General features: G+C 42.4%; 22 protein-coding genes and 2 pseudogenes. 9 read left to right on the forward strand and 15 right to left on the reverse strand.

Features of this window, described 5'->3' with window-relative positions:
* From V7K40_RS11875 to V7K40_RS11900, 6 genes and pseudogenes are all read right to left on the reverse strand, one after another.
* Window positions 1–1,024 (reverse strand): annotated as a pseudogene (locus tag V7K40_RS11875) (hypothetical protein); the annotation flags it as partial.
* 598 nt (window positions 1,025–1,622) lie between these two features.
* The gene (locus V7K40_RS11880) at window positions 1,623–2,933 is read right to left on the reverse strand and encodes an inorganic phosphate transporter (RefSeq protein WP_334959709.1); all 1,311 of its coding nucleotides are present in this window, start codon (window positions 2,931–2,933) and stop codon (window positions 1,623–1,625) included.
* Window positions 2,934–3,018: 85 nt separating this feature from the next.
* Window positions 3,019–4,065, reverse strand: a complete 1,047-nt coding sequence (locus tag V7K40_RS11885) for a zinc-dependent dehydrogenase (RefSeq protein WP_334959993.1) — start codon at window positions 4,063–4,065, stop codon at window positions 3,019–3,021.
* A 58-nt stretch (window positions 4,066–4,123) separates the two neighbouring features.
* Window positions 4,124–4,474, reverse strand: coding sequence for a hypothetical protein (locus V7K40_RS11890; RefSeq protein WP_334959711.1), 351 nt, complete (start codon window positions 4,472–4,474; stop codon window positions 4,124–4,126).
* Between the two features lie 39 nt (window positions 4,475–4,513).
* On the reverse strand, window positions 4,514–4,963 hold the full coding sequence (locus V7K40_RS11895) for a PIN domain-containing protein (RefSeq protein WP_334959713.1): 450 nt from the start codon (window positions 4,961–4,963) through the stop codon (window positions 4,514–4,516).
* 4 nt (window positions 4,964–4,967) lie between these two features.
* On the reverse strand, window positions 4,968–5,435 hold the full coding sequence (locus V7K40_RS11900; RefSeq protein WP_334959715.1) for a helix-turn-helix domain-containing protein: 468 nt from the start codon (window positions 5,433–5,435) through the stop codon (window positions 4,968–4,970).
* Between the two features lie 482 nt (window positions 5,436–5,917).
* Here V7K40_RS11900 and V7K40_RS11905 point away from each other — a divergent pair, with 482 nt between their 5' ends.
* On the forward strand, window positions 5,918–6,424 hold the full coding sequence (locus V7K40_RS11905; protein ID WP_334959717.1) for an N-acetyltransferase family protein: 507 nt from the start codon (window positions 5,918–5,920) through the stop codon (window positions 6,422–6,424).
* A gap of 388 nt (window positions 6,425–6,812) precedes the next feature.
* Here V7K40_RS11905 and V7K40_RS11910 read toward each other — a convergent pair whose 3' ends face one another.
* From V7K40_RS11910 to V7K40_RS11920, 3 genes are all read right to left on the reverse strand, one after another.
* A complete protein-coding gene (locus V7K40_RS11910) occupies window positions 6,813–7,442 on the reverse strand; it encodes a hypothetical protein (protein WP_334959719.1) in 630 nt (209 codons plus the stop codon).
* A gap of 151 nt (window positions 7,443–7,593) precedes the next feature.
* The gene (gene dacB / locus V7K40_RS11915) at window positions 7,594–9,057 is read right to left on the reverse strand and encodes a D-alanyl-D-alanine carboxypeptidase/D-alanyl-D-alanine-endopeptidase (protein WP_334959722.1); all 1,464 of its coding nucleotides are present in this window, start codon (window positions 9,055–9,057) and stop codon (window positions 7,594–7,596) included.
* Between the two features lie 80 nt (window positions 9,058–9,137).
* On the reverse strand, window positions 9,138–9,617 hold the full coding sequence (locus V7K40_RS11920; RefSeq protein WP_334959724.1) for a tellurite resistance TerB family protein: 480 nt from the start codon (window positions 9,615–9,617) through the stop codon (window positions 9,138–9,140).
* A 598-nt stretch (window positions 9,618–10,215) separates the two neighbouring features.
* Between V7K40_RS11920 and V7K40_RS11925 the strand changes: the two genes are divergently transcribed.
* A complete protein-coding gene (locus tag V7K40_RS11925) occupies window positions 10,216–10,359 on the forward strand; it encodes a hypothetical protein (protein WP_334959726.1) in 144 nt (47 codons plus the stop codon).
* 236 nt (window positions 10,360–10,595) lie between these two features.
* Here V7K40_RS11925 and V7K40_RS11930 read toward each other — a convergent pair whose 3' ends face one another.
* Both V7K40_RS11930 and V7K40_RS11935 read right to left on the reverse strand, forming a co-directional pair.
* Window positions 10,596–11,306 (reverse strand): hypothetical protein, encoded by a 711-nt coding sequence (locus tag V7K40_RS11930; RefSeq protein ID WP_334959728.1) that lies wholly within the window; start codon window positions 11,304–11,306, stop codon window positions 10,596–10,598.
* A gap of 27 nt (window positions 11,307–11,333) precedes the next feature.
* On the reverse strand, window positions 11,334–11,528 hold the full coding sequence (locus V7K40_RS11935; RefSeq protein WP_334959730.1) for a hypothetical protein: 195 nt from the start codon (window positions 11,526–11,528) through the stop codon (window positions 11,334–11,336).
* A gap of 264 nt (window positions 11,529–11,792) precedes the next feature.
* Between V7K40_RS11935 and V7K40_RS11940 the strand changes: the two genes are divergently transcribed.
* The 4 genes and pseudogenes from V7K40_RS11940 (at window position 11,793) to V7K40_RS11955 (ending at window position 13,568) form a co-directional block, all read left to right on the forward strand.
* Window positions 11,793–12,026: a DUF559 domain-containing protein gene (locus V7K40_RS11940; RefSeq protein WP_334959732.1), complete on the forward strand. Its 234-nt coding sequence runs from the start codon at window positions 11,793–11,795 to the stop codon at window positions 12,024–12,026.
* Entirely contained in the window at window positions 12,013–12,174 is a 162-nt protein-coding gene (locus V7K40_RS11945; RefSeq protein WP_334959734.1) for a DUF559 domain-containing protein, read from the forward strand. The genes V7K40_RS11940 and V7K40_RS11945 overlap by 14 nt, the downstream gene beginning before the upstream one ends.
* 319 nt (window positions 12,175–12,493) lie before the next feature.
* Entirely contained in the window at window positions 12,494–12,700 is a 207-nt protein-coding gene (locus V7K40_RS11950) for a hypothetical protein (protein WP_334959736.1), read from the forward strand.
* Between the two features lie 13 nt (window positions 12,701–12,713).
* Window positions 12,714–13,568 (forward strand): annotated as a pseudogene (locus tag V7K40_RS11955) (DUF4351 domain-containing protein).
* 106 nt (window positions 13,569–13,674) lie between these two features.
* Here V7K40_RS11955 and ilvB read toward each other — a convergent pair.
* The 3 genes from ilvB to V7K40_RS11970 form a co-directional block, all read right to left on the reverse strand.
* Window positions 13,675–15,588: a biosynthetic-type acetolactate synthase large subunit gene (ilvB, locus tag V7K40_RS11960; RefSeq protein WP_334959738.1), complete on the reverse strand. Its 1,914-nt coding sequence runs from the start codon at window positions 15,586–15,588 to the stop codon at window positions 13,675–13,677.
* Window positions 15,589–15,721: 133 nt separating this feature from the next.
* Window positions 15,722–16,984: an MFS transporter gene (locus V7K40_RS11965; protein WP_334959740.1), complete on the reverse strand. Its 1,263-nt coding sequence runs from the start codon at window positions 16,982–16,984 to the stop codon at window positions 15,722–15,724.
* Between the two features lie 107 nt (window positions 16,985–17,091).
* Window positions 17,092–17,664 carry a hypothetical protein gene (locus V7K40_RS11970; RefSeq protein ID WP_334959743.1) on the reverse strand — a complete coding sequence of 191 codons (573 nt, stop codon included), beginning with the start codon at window positions 17,662–17,664 and terminating at the stop codon, window positions 17,092–17,094.
* Between the two features lie 515 nt (window positions 17,665–18,179).
* Between V7K40_RS11970 and V7K40_RS11975 the strand changes: the two genes are divergently transcribed.
* Both V7K40_RS11975 and V7K40_RS11980 read left to right on the forward strand, forming a co-directional pair.
* Window positions 18,180–18,416, forward strand: coding sequence for a hypothetical protein (locus tag V7K40_RS11975; protein WP_334959745.1), 237 nt, complete (start codon window positions 18,180–18,182; stop codon window positions 18,414–18,416).
* Between the two features lie 344 nt (window positions 18,417–18,760).
* On the forward strand, window positions 18,761–19,876 hold the full coding sequence (locus tag V7K40_RS11980) for a ferrochelatase (protein WP_334959747.1): 1,116 nt from the start codon (window positions 18,761–18,763) through the stop codon (window positions 19,874–19,876).
* Between the two features lie 52 nt (window positions 19,877–19,928).
* Here V7K40_RS11980 and V7K40_RS11985 read toward each other — a convergent pair whose 3' ends face one another.
* Window positions 19,929–20,474 carry an NADPH-dependent FMN reductase gene (locus tag V7K40_RS11985; RefSeq protein WP_334959749.1) on the reverse strand — a complete coding sequence of 182 codons (546 nt, stop codon included), beginning with the start codon at window positions 20,472–20,474 and terminating at the stop codon, window positions 19,929–19,931.
* A 372-nt stretch (window positions 20,475–20,846) separates the two neighbouring features.
* On the opposite strand from V7K40_RS11985, the gene ftsH reads away from it, so the two are divergent.
* Complete coding sequence (gene ftsH, locus V7K40_RS11990; protein ID WP_334959751.1) at window positions 20,847–22,736, forward strand: ATP-dependent zinc metalloprotease FtsH; 1,890 nt, start codon at window positions 20,847–20,849, stop codon at window positions 22,734–22,736.
* The last annotated feature ends 148 nt before the right edge of the window (window positions 22,737–22,884 follow it).

Here is a 22,884-nt window from a genome sequence, read left to right on the forward strand (position 1 = left end):
CTGATTTAGTTTCCTTTTGAAACAAGTCCTTGCTGGGGACAGAAATTGGGTTCGCGGCGTTTTCTCTAACAATCGTCGGCTCTGATTTAGTTTCCTTTTGAAACAAGTCCTTGCTGGGAACAGAAATCGGGTTCGCGGCGTTTTCTTTAACAATCGTCGGCTCTGATTTAGTTTCCTTTTGAAACAAGTCCTTGCTGGGGACAGAAATTGGGTTCGCGGCGTTTTCTCTAACAATCGTCGGCTCTGATTTAGTTTCCCTTTCTAAAAATTTATTAGGGATCGGGGAAATTGGCTCAGGGGAATTTCTTACTACTTCGCCAAACGGTGGCGGGGATGTCTCAAAAGAACTGTTTTTCTCTGGCTCCGTAAACTGCAAAACAGTAGGTGTACCTGCTGTTGCTGGTTTGCGTGAAGTTTCTTCTATAGTTTTTTCTAGTTCTCCATGCAGGCGATTAACAAACTCCGCCAAAATCGTTTCCCCTTGCTGCTGCTGGCTATACATCCGTGACAACTGTTGGGAAAGATTACTTTGATAGTTCTTCAGCTCCTGTTGCAGCGAGTTAAAGGTAACAGTAACGGTGTCATCTAGGCTGTCAAACATGTGTTCAACTTTTTCATTGATTTCACCTACTACAACATTGCTGCTGACTTGGGCGGATTTCAGCGCAGCTTGATCATAAGACTTGCCCTCTATGGTTTGGTTAGCTAAAGTCGCCAAAGAGGATTGCAGTTGTGAAGATATATGCTTTGCCAGAACTTCTGCCAGTTGACGAATTAACACTTGCTGTTCAGTAATTTGGCGCACTTGTTGTAAATGCTCTTTTTCCTCTAGCAAGCTTTGAATGTCATCAGATAACCGATTTTTTTCTGACTGAAGCCGCTTTACGTCTTCTTGCAACACTCTGAGGACATTTTGCTGAAGATTTTCTAAGTCTTCAACTACAGCCCAAAGAGCATTTTCTGCTGCTCTAGATAGCTCGCCTCTGACTCTCGGGTTTTCTGGTTGCTTCTCGAATCGCCCCATTAGCTTCTAACCTCTAACACCTTGACGATAAAGCTGCTTCCCGTACAATTTCTTGGCGCTCATCTTAATTTCCTGTATTTTGCCAGATAAATTAAAAATTTTAACAGCACTTCCGCATTTCAACGTAATTCTGTCATTCTGAATAGAACTTGGCATAGCATCAAATTTGCGATAGTGCTTAATCCACGGTGTTTTCTTCAGCATTGATAAAAGTATTTGATCAGTTTAATTTACATCAATTATTCGCCAATGAGATTTTTACTTTGAAAGAAATCTCACTCCAAATAAATATTTATTGTTTTGCTGCCAATAGTAATTATCAAAGACTTGCAGATGCGTGCCCTACCGCCACAAAATTGTCTGACTTGCGAAACTAGCTGTAAATTTGTGTGGAATGTAACTTGTGTGACAGTTTACATCTCTAAATAGAGATTAAAGTATCTTTCTGTGGAAATTCAAAGTTACGCTATCCCCTGCACAACATTCTAATGAATCAGTAGCAATTCTGCAAAAACCCGCTTTTTTGGCGTTGTTGCAGTCTATGTTTTGCTGTGAGTAGATGCAGTAGAGGGAAAAGTTAGCAAAATATTAATAATTCTTACAAAAATAAAATCCGAGCGATGCTAAAGATGGCAGCGCACAGGCCAGCACTCACGGGGATTGTAATTAGCCATGCGGCGGCAATGCCTTGTAGTGTTTTGAACTTAATCGACTTGATATTTTGCACTAGTCCAATACCAACTACACCGCCGACGAGAGCGTGGGAGGTGGAGACTGGTAAACCTAGCCGGGAGGCAATGAGGATGGTGGTAGCAGTAGCAAGTTCGGCACAAAATCCACTACTAGGTTGCAAGGCAATAATGTTTTCGCCAATAGTGGCGATGACTTTTTTACCCCAGACAGCTAAACCACTAACAATACCAGCACCACCAAGGATTAAAATCCAAATGGGGATAGTGATACCATCTGTAGGTACGGTACCAGTGCGATTGATGTAGACGATCGCAGCTAAAGGAGCGATCGCATTTCCCACATCATTAGAACCATGAGCAAAAGCTACAAAGCAAGCACTTAGCAATTGGAATCGTCCAAATAAGCGCTCAACTGGATTTTGGATTTGAGATTTTGGATTTTGGATTGATGGTAATTCCTGAGTCTGGGGTGAAAATTTTTCCTCCACTTCCCCCGAATCTTGCAATTGTCGCCAACTAATGATTGTGAGTCCAACTGCTGCGATTGCACCCGTTAAGAGTGGGATATCGTAAGCAGGGATTGTAAAACCAGCTTGCTCAATTACAAAATTGGTTAGCGGTTCAGTCAGTGATGGTAATACAATTACGCCGAATACACCTAGCAGTATAGTACTCAACCAGGGAATCCACTCTTGTAACTGCACTAGTTGATTGGGTTGATCCAAAATCCAGTGCTTGATTTGACTGTAAAATAAAGCGGCGATCGCACCACTAATTAACGGCGTTAAAATCCAGCCAATGGTAATTAAGCCAATTGATGACCAATCAATTGCATTTACTCCCAAAGCTACCCAACTAAATCCGGCGATCGCACCAACAACTGCATGAGAAGAGGATACAGGTAAACCGCGCGATGTGGCAATTTGCAACCACACACCACAGGAAATTAGCACCGTTACCATCCCAACAACGAATATTTGGGGTGTAGCTGTGAATAAAGCGGGATTAGCAATTTTCGTCGCGAGAGTTTCCGTTACCTCATGCCCAAACAATACAGCCCCCGTAAACTCTAATACCCCAGCAATTATTAGTGCCTGTTTGAGAGTAACAGCTTTGGAACCTACAGAGGTTCCCATTGCGTTAGCAACATCGTTTGCTCCGAGATTCCAGGCGACGTAGAAAGCCAGTAGAGCGACTGCAACTAGGGTAATAAGCATTTTTTTGAGTTTAACAAAAAGACGAGGGAGCAGGGGGAGATAACAATTCAAAATTCAAAATTGAAGAGATTCCCCCATCTCCCTTTTACGGATAAATCAATATTTTATAAGTATCCGGTGTGGGTGCGATCGCAACTTCCACAGCTGCTGATAAATCTTTTAATGGATAGCGATCGCTAATCAACGCTTGCACGTCAATCAGCTGATTAAATACAATATCAGCTGACAGACTCTGAAGCCGATAAGATGAGCTGTAACTGCCTATCAAGTCAATTTCTCTACGGTAGAGGATATTGGGGTTAATGGGAATTTCCACCTCATCAGGGAATTCGGCGAAAAACAAGATTTTGCCACCCTTGCGGGTACAATCAAGTGCTTGAAAGAAAGCTTTATCACTAGGAACAGCCAGGAGGGTAACATCAACACCCAGTCCACCAGTTAGGGCATGGATTTTTGCTGGTAAATCGGGATCACGAGCATCAAAAGCCGCCTCTGCACCAACACTCAAGGCTTTTTCGATTCTAGAGGGCAGTAAATCGGTGGCGATCGCTTTTGCTCCGAAATACTTCGCCAACATAATGAACATTAACCCAATTGGCCCAGCACCAGTGACTAAGACAGTTTGTCCTGGGGCAATTTGGGCTTTTTTCACAGCTTTCAAGCAGCAGTTAGTCGGTTCAACAAAACTCGCTTCTTCAAAACTGATGCGATCGGGGATGAGAATCAGCCCACCATTTTGGACAATATGTCCGGGAACCTTGACATAATCAGCAAAACCGCCGCCACTGGCGTTAAAGCCTGCGGTTGTGGAGATGTTTTTGTAAACATCGCACATAGAAAAATTATCATTTAGGCAGTAGGTGCAACGCATACAGGGGATGTGGTGCATCACCGCTACCCGTTGTCCAACTTGCCAACCTTTGACATTATTGCCTAATGCTGCGATCGTGCCGGCAGTTTCATGTCCAAAAATGCGCGGCGGTTCATACAGTGGATAACGAATTTTTTTAATATCTGACTGACACAACCCCACTACCCGCACCTGTACCAGCACTTCATCTGGTTCTAGGGGTGGAACTGGGATATCTTCGTAAGACAGCTGATTGACGCCTCTAAATACTTGTGCTTTCACGTTGGTTATTCCCCGCTCAACGATACTAGATGTAACATTAGCAGTCAACGTTAGGCTATCAGTTTTCAGATTTCTGTGTTTTAGTTTGTCCTAGTTTTTGTTCTAAGCTTTGTTCAAATATTTGGAATGCCTTAATGTCCTGTGATAAAAGACTTCCCTGAATTTTCCCATTCTCAACTCGCAGGATTTCCCCTCGGTTGTCTTTAGCCGTAATTGTTAAAATTCCCGCTTTTTGCCAGAGTCGATACTGTTCACCCTCAAGGTATCGACCACCCTTTGGTGCTATTCTTGCAAACTTACTCTTCAAGGTTGTTTTGGCAATTTGCACGATTACATCAGAATATTCATGGAAGCGAATGCTACCAGCAAATTTTGTAACATTATTCTTTTTTTCTAACTTATCCAGCAATTCAACAACGGTCAGCGGAGGGTTCTTGAGATCCTCTGATTACTGCCGAATTACTTCAATCATTTTTCCGGGAAATTGCTCATTAAGATAAACCAAAAAATCATCTGGATGCCAAGCCTCAATATCCCAAGGCTTTAAAGCCTCTGCTGGAAAGTCATCTAGGTTAGCAGTAACAATTACCTCTGCCTTGGCAACTACAGCAGCGGCGACAACATGGTGATCGCCTGGATGATTTGTCATTGATGCAACTAGCTGTTCTGGTACTTCCACTATTGCTTCAGGAAAATGCATCTTGAGCATTTCTTGAAAGCGTGCTGCCTTGTCATCTGTCATCTTTCCGTTCTTTACAAGGTTGCGAGTAGCACCTTCTAGAATTTCTTGTGAAAAATGAATTTGGTAAAGTTCTGCCTCAGCAGCACGGAATAAAGTATCACACAGAGGCATGGGGTAGATAACGCAGGAGTCCAGAACAACAGAGAAAGAAAGCATCTTATTAGTCTAATTTACTACTCTCCTCATCATAGAACCCCTCATCTTGCAGAAATTGAGTCAATTCCTTCAAACCTTCTCGGCGCTTGGTGTCCCGCTGTTGTTTATATTTCATTAAATCATCAAAACGAACCCGGCGATGTGAACCCACCTTGATGTAATCAATGTCGCCTTGTTTTAATAACTTGATCAAGTAAGGACGTGATACATTAAGGAGTTCAGCCGCTTGTTGTGTCGTCAGTTCCTGTTGTTGAGGAATTATAGATATAGCTTTACCTGATGCCATTGCATGGACAACTTGAAGCAACATCTGATAAATCGGCTCAGGAATGTTAATTTTTTCTCCGTTAGCTCCTACCAGTTTCGCCTGAAAATCTTTAACGCTCAGTATGCGATCCAGTTCTTTGATAGATTGAGCTTCTAGCTGTGGAGATATTACAGAATCTAAAGACATGTTCTGTCTTAACATCATATTAGTCTCCTACTGTGTTGCAGGCTTTGTCATTAGCAATGCAATTTACACTGACAATTTTATTCACTATCTTAATCATACACACTACATAAACGAAATATCCGAAAAAGAAAATAAATTATCTTGTCTGAGTCCAATATCTAAAGAAAATATGTCGAAAACTCAAGGGTTAAGCAATGGTTGATCATACATATACAGCTGATGTCTGAGCTGTCAGTGGAGGAACCGGAGGAACTGCGACTGCTATCCAAGCGGCACGACGGGGAGCCAAAACTATTCTGGTGAGATAGTCTAGTAATCTGTCAAGTTTGATTTGATAGGTTCGTAGTTGGCGCTGTCTTCGCTAAAGCGCAAACTACGAACAATCCGCACCCCTCAATTATTTATTGACAGACTACTAGCGTGTGTTACGGCTTTCGGAACGCTGTTAACGCTGTATTATTTTTGAATATTTTCTCAAGATTTACTCCAAGACGGTAGCAATGACTATTCGCCATGCAACTGAAACTGACTTGCCTGCTATTGTGGCAATTTATAATGCTGCAATTCCTAGCCGCATGGCAACCGCTGATTTAGAGCCAGTATCTGTGGAAAGTCGCCTTCCTTGGTTTAAGGCGCGATCGCCTTCACAACGCCCACTTTGGGTAATCGAAGTAGAGGGAGCAATTGCTGGATGGCTTAGTTTCCAATCCTTTTATGGGCGGCCCGCCTATAGTACGACTGCCGAAATTAGTATTTACATAGCCCCTCACTTTCATCGATGTGGTTTGGGACGACAACTATTAGCACAAGCAATTAGCGAAAGTCCTAGTTTGGGTTTAAAGACCCTAGTATGCTTAATTTTTGCCCACAATCAACCCAGTTTAAAACTTTTTGAAACATTTGGTTTTCAACATTGGGGACATTTACCTAAAATTGCCGAAATTGACAGTGTTGAATGCGACTTAGTGATCATGGGACTCAGAATTATTGACACTACCACAGCTTGAAGTTGCGGGATTGCAAGGTTTCAGTGAATCTGTTCATTGCCGATATATCTACCCAAATACAACGGCGAAACTCGCTATCTTTGTCTAGGGATTTCCAAGAAATAAATTATCCAAATAAACGAACCGCAAAGGCGCAGAGAACACAGAGAGAAGAGAAATAGAGAAGATTTGTGTGTTAGTTTTGGGATATTTTTTACTTGGAAGTCCCCTATAAGAGTTATTCCACAAGAAGGGCAAAACTCCGACTGAGATTTCGTGAATAAGCATCGTCCAAGGGACTTCTCATACATTGTGCATCAAGCAAGGAATGCGGGTTTCAGCTTTCTCAGCTACCTTTTAAGACATCCTCTCAGTGCCCTCTAAATTGGATTGTTTGTCCAGATAGCAACTAATTCTTACAATCCTCTGAACTCCCCGTGTAAACAATCGATTGGTAGCGTCCTTGGTCTGTTTGGATTGTTACACAGTAGTTGGTTTTGCCTTCTAGCCAGTAGCTGTAGCCCGAATCATCACTCTTGACCCATCGATAGCCCCGATCTTTGACTGTGTTTTCTGCCTGTCCTGCCCTTGCCCCCACTAAATCACTCAACCGAGAGACGGTAGTACCCGCCTCAGGCTGACGCCTAGCAGCAGCTCTACGATTTCTGTTACCTGAGTTTTGTCTATTATAAGCTGTATCCCAATAGACAAAAATCGACTCAGTAGCAAGGCGATAAATCTGTCCCCTGTCACCCAGTCCAGCTTGTCGATAGGCAGCATCACCATTTTGATCGCGATAATTGCCGGGTCGATTACCCTCAGGGAGCAAGTCATAGCGACGACCATTTTCCAGTTCAATGCTAACCGCACCTTGCCGTTGGGAAAAGGTACACTTACCAGAGGATGTGGCGCGGTCTTCTCCTTTTGGGAACACATCGCAACGGGCATTCACGGTATCAGCTTTGACGGATATGGGAAAACTTAAAGAAGCGATCATTAGCACTACCGCCAAAAACGAATTTGAAGATTTGATCACCACAAAACTCCTGAATTATAATAACGAAAATGTCATCTTATATTATCCCCTAAATGTTTTGCATAAGTCCTATATATATTAGAGTTGTTCGCTTCAATTAGTTACCAGAGTAGGCGAATGTAGAGACGCAAAATTTTGCATCTCTAAACATTTCTTAACAACGCTGTAACTGTGTTAACAACACAACAATTTCATCAATAGCTTGGCGCACAACTGTTGCAGGTTGCTCCGATTGATTTACAATAATACTAAAAACCAATGGCTCATATTTAGGCACATTCATATATCCAGATAGAGAAATCACACCCGTTAAAGTACCTGTTTTTGCTTGCACAATGCCCTCAGCAGGTGTATCTTGAAAGCGGCCCTTTAAGGTTCCACTTTTACCCGCCACAGGTAAAGATGCGCGATACACATATGCTGTTGGTGTTTTTGCTATTCCTCGCAAAGTTTGCACAAAAGCTTCTGGTGTTACTAAGTTACGACGTGATAAACCCGAACCATCCACTAAAACATAATTTGCTGGATCAACTCCCAATTGAGTTAAAGTTGCTTTGACAACTTCCAAACCTACATCAGCGCTAGTCTGATTTTTCACTCTGATTTTTTTCACAGCTAATGCTCTCAGCAGTGCTTCAGCATAAAGATTATTACTATTCTGAAGAGTTTCCATTAATAATTCAGATAAAGGTGGCGACTCTACAAATGCTATTTCCTGTTGATTAATACCACCACTTACTACTAATGTTTGCCCCAAGGTAATTTTTTCTCTTGCCAAAGCAGTACGGAAGCGCCGTAAGAAGTAATAATTAGGATCAACTACAGGCAAATCTATTAAAGACGGTTCAGAATTCGTTGTCAGTTGTCCTTGAATTCGTAATACTGTTCCTGATAATTCGCGGGTAACGTTAACGTAGCTTGGTTGATTTTGGGCAACTGTTACTGACTGATTAATTATCCGCCACTGTTTCGCCTCGCCAGGATCAATCCACACGACTTGTAAAGATTTACCTACAGCCTGTGGTACAAGTTTTAAGCTAAAAATATTTTGATTTAGAATAAAGCTGCTGACTGGTGCGCCATAGTCTGACTCTACATCTTCCCATTGCCAGCTAGGATTAACAATATCACCTTGAATATAACTATCATCAGCTATCAACCGCTGAATTTGGGTAATACCTTTCTGTTTTAACTGCTGTGCTAATGTTTGCAGTTGAGTATCAGTTAAGCTGGGATCTCCCCTACCGACAAGACGTAAAACACCATTGCCATTCTGATAAATAGAGGTGCGAATCCGAAAATTAGCACCCAATTGCTGCAATGCAGCAGCTGTTGTCAGCAATTTGAGGTTAGACGCGGGAGTAAAATATTTCTGAGCATCCCGACTGTAAAGAGTTGTCCCGGTTGACAGGGGTTGTACCAAAATTCCCCAGCGCCCCCGACTGAATAAGGGACGATTGATTACAGCATCTATAGCTGTTCCCAGTTGGCTAGAGCAAATTGATTTTGTGGAAGTTGTTGGTGCAACTGGGGTTTGTGCTTTAGCTGCTGGCTGGGTAACACCAATTTGAGTCCCCAGAAACAGCAGCATTAAGCTAAGAGAAATTTTCCTGGTCATCACATAGTTCTTAAAACTACTTGATGATAATACCTTGGTGTGACATTTTTTTACGTCAGTTCTACAGGAGGAAATGAAGACTATTCTTCCTCTTCTTCCTCATCCTCCTGTTCTTCCTCATCTGCCCCGAATACTTCGTCTATCAGTTCTTGTGCTCGCTTGTCTGAAATCTTCAAGGCTTCCTGAAGCTCAGAGATATAATCTTGTTCTGTTTCGGGTACTTCCTCATCAATCCCTACCACCAAGATAGCGGTGATGTATGCAGCTTCGCGATAACCTTTATTTGGTAGGGATGCGATCGCCTGCTCGATTAAAACTTCAGGTTCTTCTTCCTCTAGCAAGCTGGCGACTTTCTCAGTCAACTCTTCATAGTCTTCATCAGAGTAATCTTCAAATTGGGAAACACTACCCAGCATTTCACTCAAACCGTATTGTTCTTCTATGGTTATGCCTTCACCATCAGCAGCTGCGGAAAACATTCCAATAACTGCGATCGCAACTTCTGGTTCTAGAGCAACTGAACTGGTGCTACGTCCTTTGGGCAACTTGCGTTTAGACATAATTATCCTTTAAAAGTTACGTGATATTTCAGGAAGTAATACCTTACGGTTTGTAATTCTTCCTCGATTTATGATTCCCAAAAGAATGCGGAAATATATATTGGGATGAATCTTTTTTTTATAAAAAATACGCAGATAATATCTTAATCTGCGTATAAAAACGGTTAAGTTGCCTTGAGCGAGCAAGGTTTTTAGTACTTGTGTACGCCACCGCTGCCTAAGAGGATGTTTGAAAAGTTATGATTGATGTATCAAATATTCTTTTACCCCACCCTAACCCTCCCCTTATAAAGGGGAGGGAATTGGATTTTCTTGTTTCCCCCCTTTATAAGGGGGGATTAAGGGGGGTAATCATTCGATCAATATCACAAAAGTATTCATCTAGAATTTCATCTACTGGTTACGGATCAAGTTTTGTAACTGTTCTGTCGTCATATTTTTTATTTCCATAGTTTCTCCGAAAAATTTACTTTATTTACGTTTGGTAATCAGCCAACCTAAAGCGATAAATATCAAGGTAGCGATGATGCTTAAAGTTAACGATGCGTAAAGGGGATGTTTTTCTACTAACGGGAGATTAATTTTATCAATATGTGTTGTGAATACGCCAGAGGCGATCGCACCACCGCCAAAGCCGATACCTAATATTTGGATGGTGTTTTCTAGGGAGCGATCGCGCTCAGTTTGTTTTATTTATACTATACCGCGAATTGTATCAACGAATTGTCCAAACAATTCTTGACCTGGAGTCAGATAGTTAATATCTGTTTGTATTTGTTATTGCCATTTTTTACAGTCTTTATTAATAAAATCTTGCCATGATTGCGGGCTATTACCGCTATCAATAGTTTGAATCTTCTCTAAACAAATTCTGTAATTAGTAATATTAGTAGTAATTGCTGTGTGGTGTGTTTGTAAATCTTGCAAGCATCTGATGTAATCAAAGTTTTTTTGGGGTATTTCTCCCATTAAGCTTTTTCAGCCAGGGGATTTTAGTTGCAACCAATTTTCTAGAATTTCCTCATTGTCTTCTGGTAACTGACTAGATAGTTGCTGCAATTCATTAGCAGCAGAATAAGCAGCGATCGCACTTTCAATATTCTCGGCTCGTTCTCCGAATATTCTCTCACGGTAAGCAATCCCCAGATTATTTTGCGTACCTGCCCAATCTACAGGAAAGGCGCTCTTGGTATATACTTCCAGAGCAGCAGAATAAGCAGCGATCGCAAATTCAATATTCTCGGCTCGTTCTCCTAATATTCTGTTACGGTAAGCAATCCCCAGATTATTTTGCATACCTGCCCAATCTACAGGAAAGGCGCTCTTGGTATAAACAGTGAGGGCGATTTCGTAGCCAGCGATCACAATTTCCATATTGTTGGCTTTGCTACCTAAAGGAAAATCGCTAATCCGATTACTGAATATAACAATCGCCTCTGCAATATATTCTGCTGTATCTGGTTCCGCTTCTGCTAGGGTATTTGTTGCCCAACGGCGCAATAAATCAGCAAAAATATGATTGAGTTTATTGGTATTTGCTGCCAGCAATGGATAAATTACTTGAGCATCGCCGTTGCTATCATCTGTTGCTTGCAGTATTTCTATTAAAAATTGCCTGTAAGTGTCTATATCTTCTTGAGTGATGGGGGTAGTTTCTGGGGTAGTGAGATATGTTGCTAAGTTTCTCAACCACTCGGCAGTATTTTCCTCTCTCTGCTAGGCAAAATGCTCTGCTGCTGCTACAACAACCTGCACAAAGTCAGCATCTAGCAATTCTGTATTCGCTGCTAATATCTCTGGTTCTTCCCCACTAGGGCAATCTAGCAGGGTTTGAATTAGCTGATTATAAGCCTGTAAACGCTGTTCGTTCATGAGCAGGTGTGAGTTAGACGCATCTTGATGAAGCTTCAACGATATTATCCTCAATTTCTGAAAAATGAGGGGTGAAAAGTTTTAGATCCTCCTTAAAAAGGCTACGGTGTATACGCAAGTTATTGAATTACCCCTCCCTAACCCTCCCCTTTACAAGGGGAGGGAACTAGATAGATTTTCCAATTACCCCCCTTTATAAGGGGGGTAATTCGAGTTGTGTATACAACGATAGCCTTTCCAAGGGGAGATTAAGGGGGGTAATCCAGGGAATAATAAGCACAGTCCAGGAATATGAAAACGCTGATGACAAAACTGTATAACCAAACCTCAGAAAAGCAAAAACGGCAAACTCTCAGAAACAATATGCCCCCATCTGAAAAAATAGTTTGGGCAAAACTTAGAAATCAACAAATTGAAAGCTGTAGATTTCGCAGACAATACAGTATTGACAAATTTGTAGTGGATTTTTATTCTTCGGAATTGAGACTTGCCATAGAAATTGATGGTAATAGTCACTATCAAGATGGAGTTCGGTGAATATGACCGCGATCACCAAGCATTTTTGGAATCAAAAGGTACGAGGATTTTAAGATTTACGAATCAAGAAGTTTATCAAGATATTGATTGTGTGGTAGATAAGATTAGCGAAGTTATTTGTAGGTTGAGGGAAGTTACCCCACCCTAACCCTCCCCTTATAAAGGGGAGGGAACTAGATAGATTTCTTTTTTCCCCCCTTTATAAGGGGGGTAATTCGACTTGTGTGTACACCATAGCTTATAAAGGCGAGGAAACTAGATTTCTTTTTTCCCCCCTTTATAAGGGGGGATTAAGGGGGGTAATTCGACTTGTGTGTACACCGTAGCTTATAAAGGCGAGGGAACTAGATTTCTTTTTTCCCACCTTTATAAGGGGGGATTAAAGGGGGTAATTCAACTTGTGTGTACACCGTAGCTTATTAAAGGGAGAGAATTAGATGTTTTAGTTTCCCCTTTCTAATGTTATTTTGGCGAGCGCAATTATTGATTTGGCGATCGCATTTGTTGATTTGGCGATCGCAATTGTTGATTTGGCGATCGCATTTGTTGATTTGGCGATCGCATTTGTTGATTTGGCGATCACAATTGTTGATTTAGCGTTCGCATTTGTTGATTTAGCGATTACTGTTGCTGATTGCACTTATTCTCAAACAACAAATCGATATGAAAAATGAGTAAAAATCGCCTTTGAGTTACGATAACACCTGCAAATACCTTGCCGAAAACTACCCTGGCGATTTTGCCAAATGGTTACTTGCATCTGACACCTCAGATATCCAAGTACTTAAAACCGAACTCAACCTTGAACCGATTCGCGCTGATTCGGTGACGTTCCTGCAAATCGCCAACAAAATCTTACATTTAGAGTTTCAAACAACACCAAAATCCAAAACCCCGCTTGACTTTCGGATGCTGGATTATTACACCAGATTAAAGCGATAATACTGGTGTGAGATTGAGCAGGTATTAATTTTCTTACAAGCTACATCTTCAGAAATTGTTTTTAATACCCAGTATGTAGATAAAAAAACCAGACACTCATATCGAGTAATTCGTTTATGGGAAGAAGATCCCACACCACTGCTAGCTAACCCCGCACTCTTACCACTGGCGACATTAGCCAGAACCGACTCACCCACAAACTTATTAACTCAAGTCGCGGCTAGTGTCGATATGATTGAAGAAACAGACGAGCGACAGAATATATCAGCTTGTGTACAGGTTTTAGCTGGTTTGCGGTTTGATAAAAGTTTGATTACACAGCTTTTCAGAGAGGAAATTATGCAAGAATCTGTGATTTACCAAGACATTCTGCAAAAGGGAGAAGAACGAGGAAAGAAACAGGAGGCGCTACAACTGATTTTGCGTCTTTTGACACGTCGGTTTAGTGCAATTGAACCAGAGATAGAACAGCAGATTCGCACATTACCCATTACTCAACTAGAAGAGTTAGCTGAGGCGCTGTTAGATTTCAACAGTCAAAGCGATCTAGTGAATTACTTAGGAAATATCTTTTTACCTCAACCTAATCAGAAAGATTAAGCGACGTATATGTAATAAAAAAGGGGGCAGGAAGTAGGGCGAATTCCGGCATCTTTCTCCCCTTATCCTGCTCCCCTACCTCTCTGGTCAGAATTATCAAAAAGCGTTACAACTTCGTCCCACACTCAGCGCAGAAGTTGTGGGTGGGAGCATTTTTCGCACTACAGTGGCTACAATAAACTGGCTCTGCTGCTGCTTTCGGCGGTTGCTTCTGCAAGCCAACCATTTGAGCGTTGCTCTTGCCCGGAGCTACCATTGGATAGCAGTTTTCGTCTCTGGTGACGTGGATATTCAATATCACCGGGCCTTTGTGTACCAGCATTTCGGCGATCGCATCTTTTAATTCACTGCGATCGCTGATTACCATGCCCTTAATCCCATAGGCTTTTGCTAACAACTCTACGTCTGGCATCCCTACTTCCATGTTTGAGCATGAGTAACGCTCACCATAGAAGGCTTGCTGCCACTGGCGCACCATCCCTTGCCAGCCGTTATTGATAATTATTGTCTTGACATTTATCCCATACTGTGCAAGGGTACCAAGTTCCTGCAAACACATTTGGAAACTAGCATCGCCGCTAATACAAATGACTTCTTCATCAGGAAACGCCACTTTAGCGCCCATTGCCGCAGGTAAGCCAAAACCCATCGTTCCCAAACCAGCACTAGAAATCCAGCGCCTTGGGCCATTCTTCAGGAATTGTGCTGCCCACATTTGATGCTGTCCTACATCTGTGGTGTAGTAAGCCTGGGGTGCTTGGCTACTTACTTCTACGATCACTTCTTGCGGGGAAATGCTGTCGGGATGGTGCGGCACTACTAGAGGATACTCTTCGCGCCAACGGTTAACTAAATTTAGCCATTCTTGGTTTTGATTAGGTGTAGCCTTGACGCCTGCTTCTTGGCATCGACGCAATAAGTCTACCAACACATTCCGCACATCGCCGACGATGGGCACTTCAGGAACGCGGTTTTTGCCGACTTCTGCTGGATCGATGTCGATATGAATTACTTTGGCACGAGAGGCGAATTCGTCTAACTTCCCAGTTACGCGATCGTCAAATCTAGCACCGACGCAAATTAGCAAGTCACAATCACTAACGGCGAAGTTAGCGTAAGCGGTGCCATGCATCCCTAACATTCCCAAAGCTAGGGGATGATGTTCGTCAAAGGCACCGATCCCCATTAAGGTTGTGGTGACAGGGATGTTGAATAACTCAGCTAGTTCTTTTACTTCTTCATGGGCACCAGCTGCGATCGCACCACCACCGACATACAATAGCGGACGGCGACTTTCAGTAATCAACTGGATCGCGGCATTAATTTGCCGGGGATTTCCCTTCACTGTGGGACGATAACCGCGTAACTTCACTGAACCTGGTTTTACAGGTATGTAGTCAAATTCTTCTAAAGCTACATCTTTGGGGACATCAATCAAAACTGGTCCCGGACGCCCAGTGCTAGCGATGTGGAACGCTTCGGCGACAATTCGCGCCATATCTTTGGGGTCACGCACTACATAGGAGTGCTTCACGATTGGTAGCGTAATCCCGTAAATATCAGTTTCCTGAAAGGCATCTGTACCAATGGACGGACGTGCTACCTGTCCTGTAACCACAACCATCGGGATTGAATCCATGTAGGCTGTGGCGATGCCTGTCACCAAGTTCGTTGCTCCTGGACCAGAAGTGCCAAAGCATACTCCTACTTTTCCTGTGGCACGGGCGTAACCATCAGCAGCGTGGGCTGCGCCTTGTTCGTGTCTCACGAGAATGTGCTTCATAGCACCAGTTGCTTCTACCTTATAGAGGTCGTCGTAAATTGGTAGAATTGCCCCACCAGGATAACCAAAAATATAATCAACGCCGTGGCGCTGAAGGCTGTCAAGCAGAGCGAACCCGCCAGATGCACGTTTGGGCATGACTGGTGGGCTAGAAGTACGAGACTGCTTGTGATTCTCGGTTTGTGGGAGACTAATTTGGGAAAGCGAATCTCCTACGGAGACACTTTGTGAACGCACGGCCAAACCTCAGACTATAGCTAAAATAAATGCTGAATTCTGTAGTTAAGATTTCATTTTAATTGAAAACGTTCAATCAAATTCTAAGAATTTTATATATTAAATATAAAGTTAGACTATTAGCCTACATTAATTAAATTACGTCTTGCAAGACTGTGCGAGTATTTTTCCAAGCCCAAACACCGACAACTACGACAACAATACTCATTCCTACAAGCACAAATCGCAAGCCCAGAGCATCAGTTAATGGGCCAGTAATCGCCAGAGGTAACGCCAGAGCGATGTTGACGGCATGATTTTGAAAGCCAAATACTTTACCGTGCATCGTAGGTGGTGTTTGCTGTTGAATTAAAGTTTGCATGGGAACACCAATTAAGGCAGCACCTACACCCAAAAATGCACAGAGTCCTAACGCCAGCAATAAGTTGTGCGTAAAAGTGAACACCCCTAAAACTAGTGCAATCATCAAAAATCCCATTAAAGGTAGGGGTTTGTGACGCAATTTATCACCCCAGTTTCCTAAAATCGCCGCACCAAATACCATACCTACCCCTGCTGCTGCCAAGAAAAAGCCAAACTGTTTTTCTTTGAGACCAAACTCCTCGGCTAATCGAATCGTCAGCACTGTTAAGGCTGCAAACACACAATATAAAGTTGTCAGTTGTAGCATGGCGTTCAAGATCAAAGGATTTTTCTTGAGATAGCGCAGGCTCTCGGTGAATTCAGCCCAAGGGTTATTTGATGCCCGATGCTCCGTCGGTCGTTTGGGTTCTTTAAACCTAACTGGCTGGATAATAGCACCCGATAATATGTATAATCCACCAACCACAAGCTCTTGACCGTATTCTTCTCCCATTAAGCTTTTCGCCAAACTTAAAATCGGCTCTCCGATAGCAAAGCCAACAATTAAAGCTCCCATCATCGTGCTGCTAAACAGCGCATTGGCTGCCAACAAATTCTCTCGCTTCACCAATAAGGGAATGGCTGCTTGTTCAGCTGGTGCAAAAAACTGCGTCACCGTGGAAATGGCAAAAGTCAGGATTAACAGAATCAGAAACTCTCGTGGTAACAAGGGAAGACACAGCGTTAATATTCCCCGCACGATATCTGAGCCGACCAGAATCAGCTTTTTTGGTAAGCGGTCAACAAAGATACCACCAGCAGAACCGAACAAAATTGCTGGTATTGTAAACGACAGCATCAAGGTTGAATACATAGAATTTCGTGCCAACCCACGAAGCGGTGGGTAGTTCTCCAGCAGAGCAATCAGCAAAACGAAGAAGACCTTATCTGCTAACTGGGACAGCAGTTGCCCAATCCACAGAAGCATAAAACCACGGTTTTTTAGCAGTGCGCCAAACCCGTTATTAACAGCAGTTGGTTCAGTTGGAAACATTTAGATACTTTGGGTAGATGGGGGGTGGGGAGTGGGGAGTTGGGGAACTAATGACAAATGACTCACTCCTCACTCCTAACTCCTGTTTACTTACTCCATTGTCCGGATTAATTTGCTTCATAGCGCTTTAACAGCATAAGCAAAAACTCAGATGCTGTGAGATGACCTTTGGGTGGAAAAATTCCAATGGATGAATCTACCCACCAGCCTTGTACAGTTTGGGGCGATCGCCAAATTGACAAATGATCAACTGCTGGCTGTGCATAAAAGTTATTTTGCCCACTACCTAGCAAACAGGAACTCCAATGGGTGAAATAATCATGGCTCATCCGATGAATAGGGAAATTACCCTGTAGTGGTACTCCCCACCCATCTATAGCAATAAACGCTTTCACACGACCACCCAAGAGTTGCCACAAACACGCTGCCCCTATTGCCCCAACTACGCCAGCACTAAAGCTAATAAATATAATTGGCGATTTTAGCTGATCGCCCAAGCGATCGCGCAAAAACTGTAACATATGAAATGCTGATAGAACCAAAACATCTTTCCCCGGATAAATCAGTATATTTGCGGTATTATAAGTGATCGCGCCATTAGAAACCATATCTAATAATTCGACTTTAAAGCTTTCAGTTAAGTTTGACTCATGAATTCCAGGGCAAATAATTATACTCATCTGTCTATTCTGAAAATTGCGGATGTATATCGTACTAGCAGCTTTTCGTATTAATAACTTAAATCTGCTGTGGCGGTCTATTAGCGAAGGACACGAACGCAAGAGCGTCTCGTAAAGCCTGCGGCATAGCAACTCTTAGAGACGCTCTTGCGTTCGCTTAGGGCATAACCTCCCCAAGAGTTGAGAAGACAATAAAAAATGAACTTTTTACAAATAATTTAGGATTGCTATATTACCTGATTTTTACTGAGTAAATTATAGCTAATCCAAATATTTTTCCGAAATAATCCTATTTTAAAATTTACTTCTACACAAGCAAATTAACTTATAAAAAATAGCTATTAAGTTATTAATAAAAAACGCTATCAATAAGCTATTTGAGTATTGACTATTTTTTTAAGCTGCTTCTGTGGCTACAAAAGAATATTTGCAATTACACAAAAAAATGATAAAATCATATTAAGAGAATGGGCAAATTAATCAAGCGATCGCTTTTTCTGAGCAACTCTTGATTAATGAACACAAAGCAACTTTTATTTACAGATGATATTGATCTGTCTGCGACTCAACCAAACACCACTGAATCACAACAATTTCAGCTACAACTACCAAGCGAAACCTTACCAGAAGAACCGGAACCAGCTATTAAAAAGTTTAGCCCGAAAACATTAAATAAATTTAAAGTATTTTGTCAGAAAAATTTATTGAGCGAATTAAAAAAATTTGAATCTGGTAGAAAGAGAGTATTTTGAAACTCTTAACTTGATGTTGGGGATTGTTGAAGACTTAAATCTTGATAGACGCATCTGGCAAAAAGTTGCACCAAATTAATTTCACTAATAACGCAGCTTTTCGGCATCTTAACCGTTTTCGCTATTCTAGCGATATAGCAGATGGCGCATTGGTTGAATTTTCCATGCTCAATGCCCAATACCTAATGCCCCACGTAAATCTTGTATGTCTTTTGATGTATTATTTTGATTTTACACCTATCGTATCCCCCTGGATGGGATAATAAGTTATTAGTAGGGGAAATATTCAACCTATTCCCTAACTTCATATCTCTGTGCAATTTGGTTATATTAAGGAAGTCATTGTGGTTGCCACGCCGGAAAAAGTACAACACACCCACGAGCATCTATCAGGTAAAGACCGTGTAGCCGTACTGCTTATGGGCTACGGCGAAGTCGAAAGCTACGAAGATTTCGCCAATTATAACGAACAGGCTTTAAATCTACTGACAGCAAAATTTGCACCAGTGCCAACCTGGATTTATCCTCCCCTGGCAAAACTTTTGGCACTATTTGACCGCCATGAGTGGGGACACACACACCACGATTTTATCTCCCCACACAATGCCATCTTTGAACAGCAGCGTGCTGGGATTGAGAAGAATTTACAAGAAAAATGGGGTGATAATGTTCAAGTTTTCAAGGCTTTTAACTTCTGCGCCCCTTTCCTACCTAATCAAGTTTTAGCAGAAATAAAAAACCAAGGCTTCGAGAAGCTGCTGATTTACCCACTGCTGGTTGTTGATTCTATCTTTACTAGTGGTATTGCGATCGAGCAAGTTAACAATGCCCTCGTCGAGTTGACTGATGGTGAAGAACACTGGGTTAAAGCACAGCGCTACATTCCTTCTTTCTTCAACGAACCAGCTTACATTGATTTGATGGCTCATCTGGTTGAGGAGAAAATTGCTGAGTTAGCTGCAGCTTATCTACCTTCTCAAATCGGCATTGTGTTAATGAATCATGGTTGTCCGCACAAAGCCAAAGGCTTTACTTCTGGGATTGCCGAAAGTGAAGCAATGTACGATTTAGTTCGCAATAAGTTGATTAACCGCTATCCCTTAATCTCAGTGGGTTGGCTCAATCATGACACGCCTCTAATTGATTGGACACAGCCAAACGCCCAACAAGCAGCAAATAACCTAATTCAATTAGGTGCAAAAGTGGTAATTTTTATGCCAATTGGCTTTGCCACAGAAAACCACGAAACTTTATTGGATGTACACCATATCATCCATGCTTTGGAAAAACAGCATCCTGGTACGAACTACGTGCAAATGGCTTGCGTCAACGACCATCCAGAATTTTTGGCTATGGCGGGCCAATGGGCTGATGCTCATATTGCAGAACTGTTGTCACAAAGTTTGGCAGTTAATCCCCAACTAGCTGGGGATCACCATCACCACCATCACCACCATTAAGTTGAGTTGAGTGGGGTGGGTGGGCAAAGCTTTCCCCACCCTACAACTACAACTAATTTATGCCCCGCAGCTTGCGAGTATTATCAACTAAACTCTGAGCAAATTGATCAAATCTTTGAGAGAGTTTCTCATCTACTAGCTTGTTTTCAGGACTGAAAGCACCCCAAGCTTGTCCGATCGCAATTTGTTCGGGAATCACCCAACCATGTACCCAACGAATAATTAGCCGGAGCTCATTTAAAGCATTACTATTAGACTGACCACCCAAGACACTAATTAGTCCAGTCACTTTATCCGACAGTTGCTCAAAGCTCATCAAATCCAGGGCATTTTTCAGGACACCACTAACCCCACCATGATACTCAGGTGTCGCTAAAATTAATCCATCAGCGCGACTGACTGTATCTTGCAACCGCTGAACATCTGGATACTCTGGATACTCCTTTGCACCAGTACAAAACGGTAGCTGCAACTGCTGTAAATTGAGAATTTCTACCTCTGCACCCACAGCTTCAACCCTTTGCACTGCTACTTCTAAAGCAAGCTGGGTATAGGAGTTGGGTCTTAAACTACCGCCAATGCCAACAATTCTAACCATAATTAACCTACAAACTATTAACTAGCTACTATCAACAGATTTTTTCTAAGACGGAATCGTTATGACTATGTTTATTTTAGCGATTTGTGTCGGAATGTGTCAAATTAAAATGAAACCCTTAAAGCTAGGGGAATTTCAGAATTTTTCTCCCCCTGCTCTCTGCTCCCGTGTCTCTTTGAGCAGGAGTCAGGAGCCAGAATAATTATCCAGGTTGCTCAACTTCATGCAATAGCCGAAAGAAACTTGGGAATGGTTTTGTATGGAAGTTAGACTAGATAAGAAAAGTGTAATTTCCAGTTATTACAATTTTTGCTAGAAGAATAGGCATAAAACCAGCGCTCAACTTGTGCCAGCAGACAAAGGGTAATTATTATGACAAATTTGGGAAAAAAAGCATTGGTAAAAAGGCACTCTTCAAAGCGTGTTGCTTGGGTTGGTGCGCTCGCAGCTAGTTTGATTATGTTGCCAGGAATTTTCGTGAGTACTCCCGTTTTGGCACAAAAAGCTGAGAGCACCTCTTTAAATTATGGTGATTTGCTGAAGAAAGCGAAGGCGGGACAAGTTCAAAAAGTAGAGATTGACGAAACCGAACAGCTAGCAAGGGTTTATCTAAAGGGGCAAAAGGAGAATACGCCACCGCAACAGGTGGCACTTTTGGCACAAAACACAGAGTTAATTAACATACTCAAAGATAAGAATGTTGATTTTGGCGAAGTTTCCTCTGCTAAGAGTCGAGCTGCTGTTGGATTGTTGATCAATCTCATGTGGATTTTGCCACTGCTGGCTTTAATGCTATTGTTCCTCCGACGCTCTACTAATGCTTCTAGTCAAGCGATGAATTTCGGCAAGTCCAGAGCTCGCTTCCAAATGGAGGCTAAAACTGGAGTGAAATTTGAAGACGTAGCTGGGGTTGAAGAAGCTAAAGAAGAACTGGAAGAAGTTGTTACTTTCCTCAAACAGCCAGAAAGATTTACCGCTGTAGGCGCACGTATTCCCAAAGGAGTGCTGTTAATTGGCCCCCCTGGTACAGGTAAAACTTTATTAGCCAAAGCGATCGCAGGTGAAGCAGGTGTACCATTCTTTAGCATTTCCGGTTCAGAATTCGTGGAAATGTTCGTCGGTGTGGGTGCATCCCGTGTGCGCGACCTCTTCAAAAAAGCCAAAGATAATGCTCCATGTCTAATATTTATCGATGAAATTGACGCAGTAGGTAGACAACGGGGTGCTGGAATCGGTGGTGGTAACGATGAGCGAGAACAAACCCTCAACCAACTGCTCACTGAAATGGATGGTTTTGAAGGTAACACAGGCATCATTATTATTGCTGCCACTAACCGCCCCGATGTTCTAGATGCAGCGCTGCTCAGACCAGGACGCTTTGACAGACAAGTGATGGTGGATGCACCGGATCTCAAAGGACGACTGGATATTTTGAAAGTCCACGCGCGGAATAAAAAAATTGATCCTGGCGTATCATTAGAAGCGATCGCTCGCCGCACTCCTGGTTTTACTGGCGCAGATTTAGCCAACTTGCTCAACGAAGCTGCCATTCTCACTGCTAGGAGGCGCAAAGAAGCTGTCACCCTTTTAGAAATTGATGCTGCTGTGGATAGAGTTGTTGCCGGTATGGAAGGTACCGCCTTGGTAGACAGCAAGAGCAAGCGCTTGATTGCCTATCATGAAGTTGGACATGCTTTAGTGGGCACATTGCTCAAAGACCATGACCCTGTACAGAAAGTTACACTCATTCCACGGGGACAAGCACTGGGATTAACTTGGTTTACTCCCAACGAAGAACAGGGGTTAATTTCCCGTTCCCAACTCAAAGCCCGAATAACAGCTACTTTGGGTGGTCGCGCCGCTGAGGAAATTGTTTTTGGGAAGCCAGAAGTGACCACAGGTGCAGGGAATGACCTGCAACACGTGACAACTATGGCGCGGCAGATGGTGACACGGTTCGGGATGTCAGAATTAGGCCCATTGTCCTTAGAAAATCAGAGTGCAGAGGTATTTTTGGGACGCGATTGGATGAATAAATCAGACTATTCTGAGGAAATTGCCGCCAAAATTGATTCGCAGGTGCGCGAAATTGTTAACAATTGCTATATCAGATCAAAAGAACTGTTGCAACTCAACCGCATAGTTTTGGAGCGTTTAGTAGATTTGTTAGCAGAACAGGAGACTATTGAAGGTGATTTATTCCGCAAAATTGTTGCCGATAATGCTCAAGTAGCCGATGCAAAATTGGCTGTACCTCATTAGGGAATAGGCAAAAGTCAATAGTCTATCAACTTTAGACTAGTACAGTGTGGCGTCAGTTTGCCTATATTTAACAAAGGATTTTGTCCGATCGCAATTTGTTTGGGAATCACCCAACCATGTACCCAACGAATAATTGCTCCTTGTTAGC

It is taken from the genome of Nostoc sp. (assembly GCF_036917195.1).
Classification (GTDB): Bacteria; Cyanobacteriota; Cyanobacteriia; order Cyanobacteriales; family Nostocaceae; genus Nostoc.

Bases quoted from the DNA above. Each gene is read 5' to 3' on its own strand.
- ftsH (WP_334959751.1), top strand. From the start codon at position 20,847: ATGACAAATTTGGGAAAAAAAGCATTGGTAAAAAGGCACTCTTCAAAG.
- V7K40_RS11920 (WP_334959724.1), bottom strand. From the start codon at position 9,617: ATGTCTAAACGCAAGTTGCCCAAAGGACGTAGCACCAGTTCAGTTGCT.
- V7K40_RS11895 (WP_334959713.1), bottom strand. From the start codon at position 4,963: ATGCTTTCTTTCTCTGTTGTTCTGGACTCCTGCGTTATCTACCCCATG.
- V7K40_RS11965 (WP_334959740.1), bottom strand. From the start codon at position 16,984: ATGTTTCCAACTGAACCAACTGCTGTTAATAACGGGTTTGGCGCACTG.
- V7K40_RS11905 (WP_334959717.1), top strand. From the start codon at position 5,918: ATGACTATTCGCCATGCAACTGAAACTGACTTGCCTGCTATTGTGGCA.
- dacB (WP_334959722.1), bottom strand. From the start codon at position 9,057: ATGACCAGGAAAATTTCTCTTAGCTTAATGCTGCTGTTTCTGGGGACT.
- V7K40_RS11940 (WP_334959732.1), top strand. From the start codon at position 11,793: ATGACAAAACTGTATAACCAAACCTCAGAAAAGCAAAAACGGCAAACT.
- V7K40_RS11970 (WP_334959743.1), bottom strand. From the start codon at position 17,664: ATGAGTATAATTATTTGCCCTGGAATTCATGAGTCAAACTTAACTGAA.
- V7K40_RS11880 (WP_334959709.1), bottom strand. From the start codon at position 2,933: ATGCTTATTACCCTAGTTGCAGTCGCTCTACTGGCTTTCTACGTCGCC.
- V7K40_RS11985 (WP_334959749.1), bottom strand. From the start codon at position 20,474: ATGGTTAGAATTGTTGGCATTGGCGGTAGTTTAAGACCCAACTCCTAT.
- V7K40_RS11945 (WP_334959734.1), top strand. From the start codon at position 12,013: ATGGAGTTCGGTGAATATGACCGCGATCACCAAGCATTTTTGGAATCA.
- V7K40_RS11975 (WP_334959745.1), top strand. From the start codon at position 18,180: ATGAACACAAAGCAACTTTTATTTACAGATGATATTGATCTGTCTGCG.
- V7K40_RS11900 (WP_334959715.1), bottom strand. From the start codon at position 5,435: ATGATGTTAAGACAGAACATGTCTTTAGATTCTGTAATATCTCCACAG.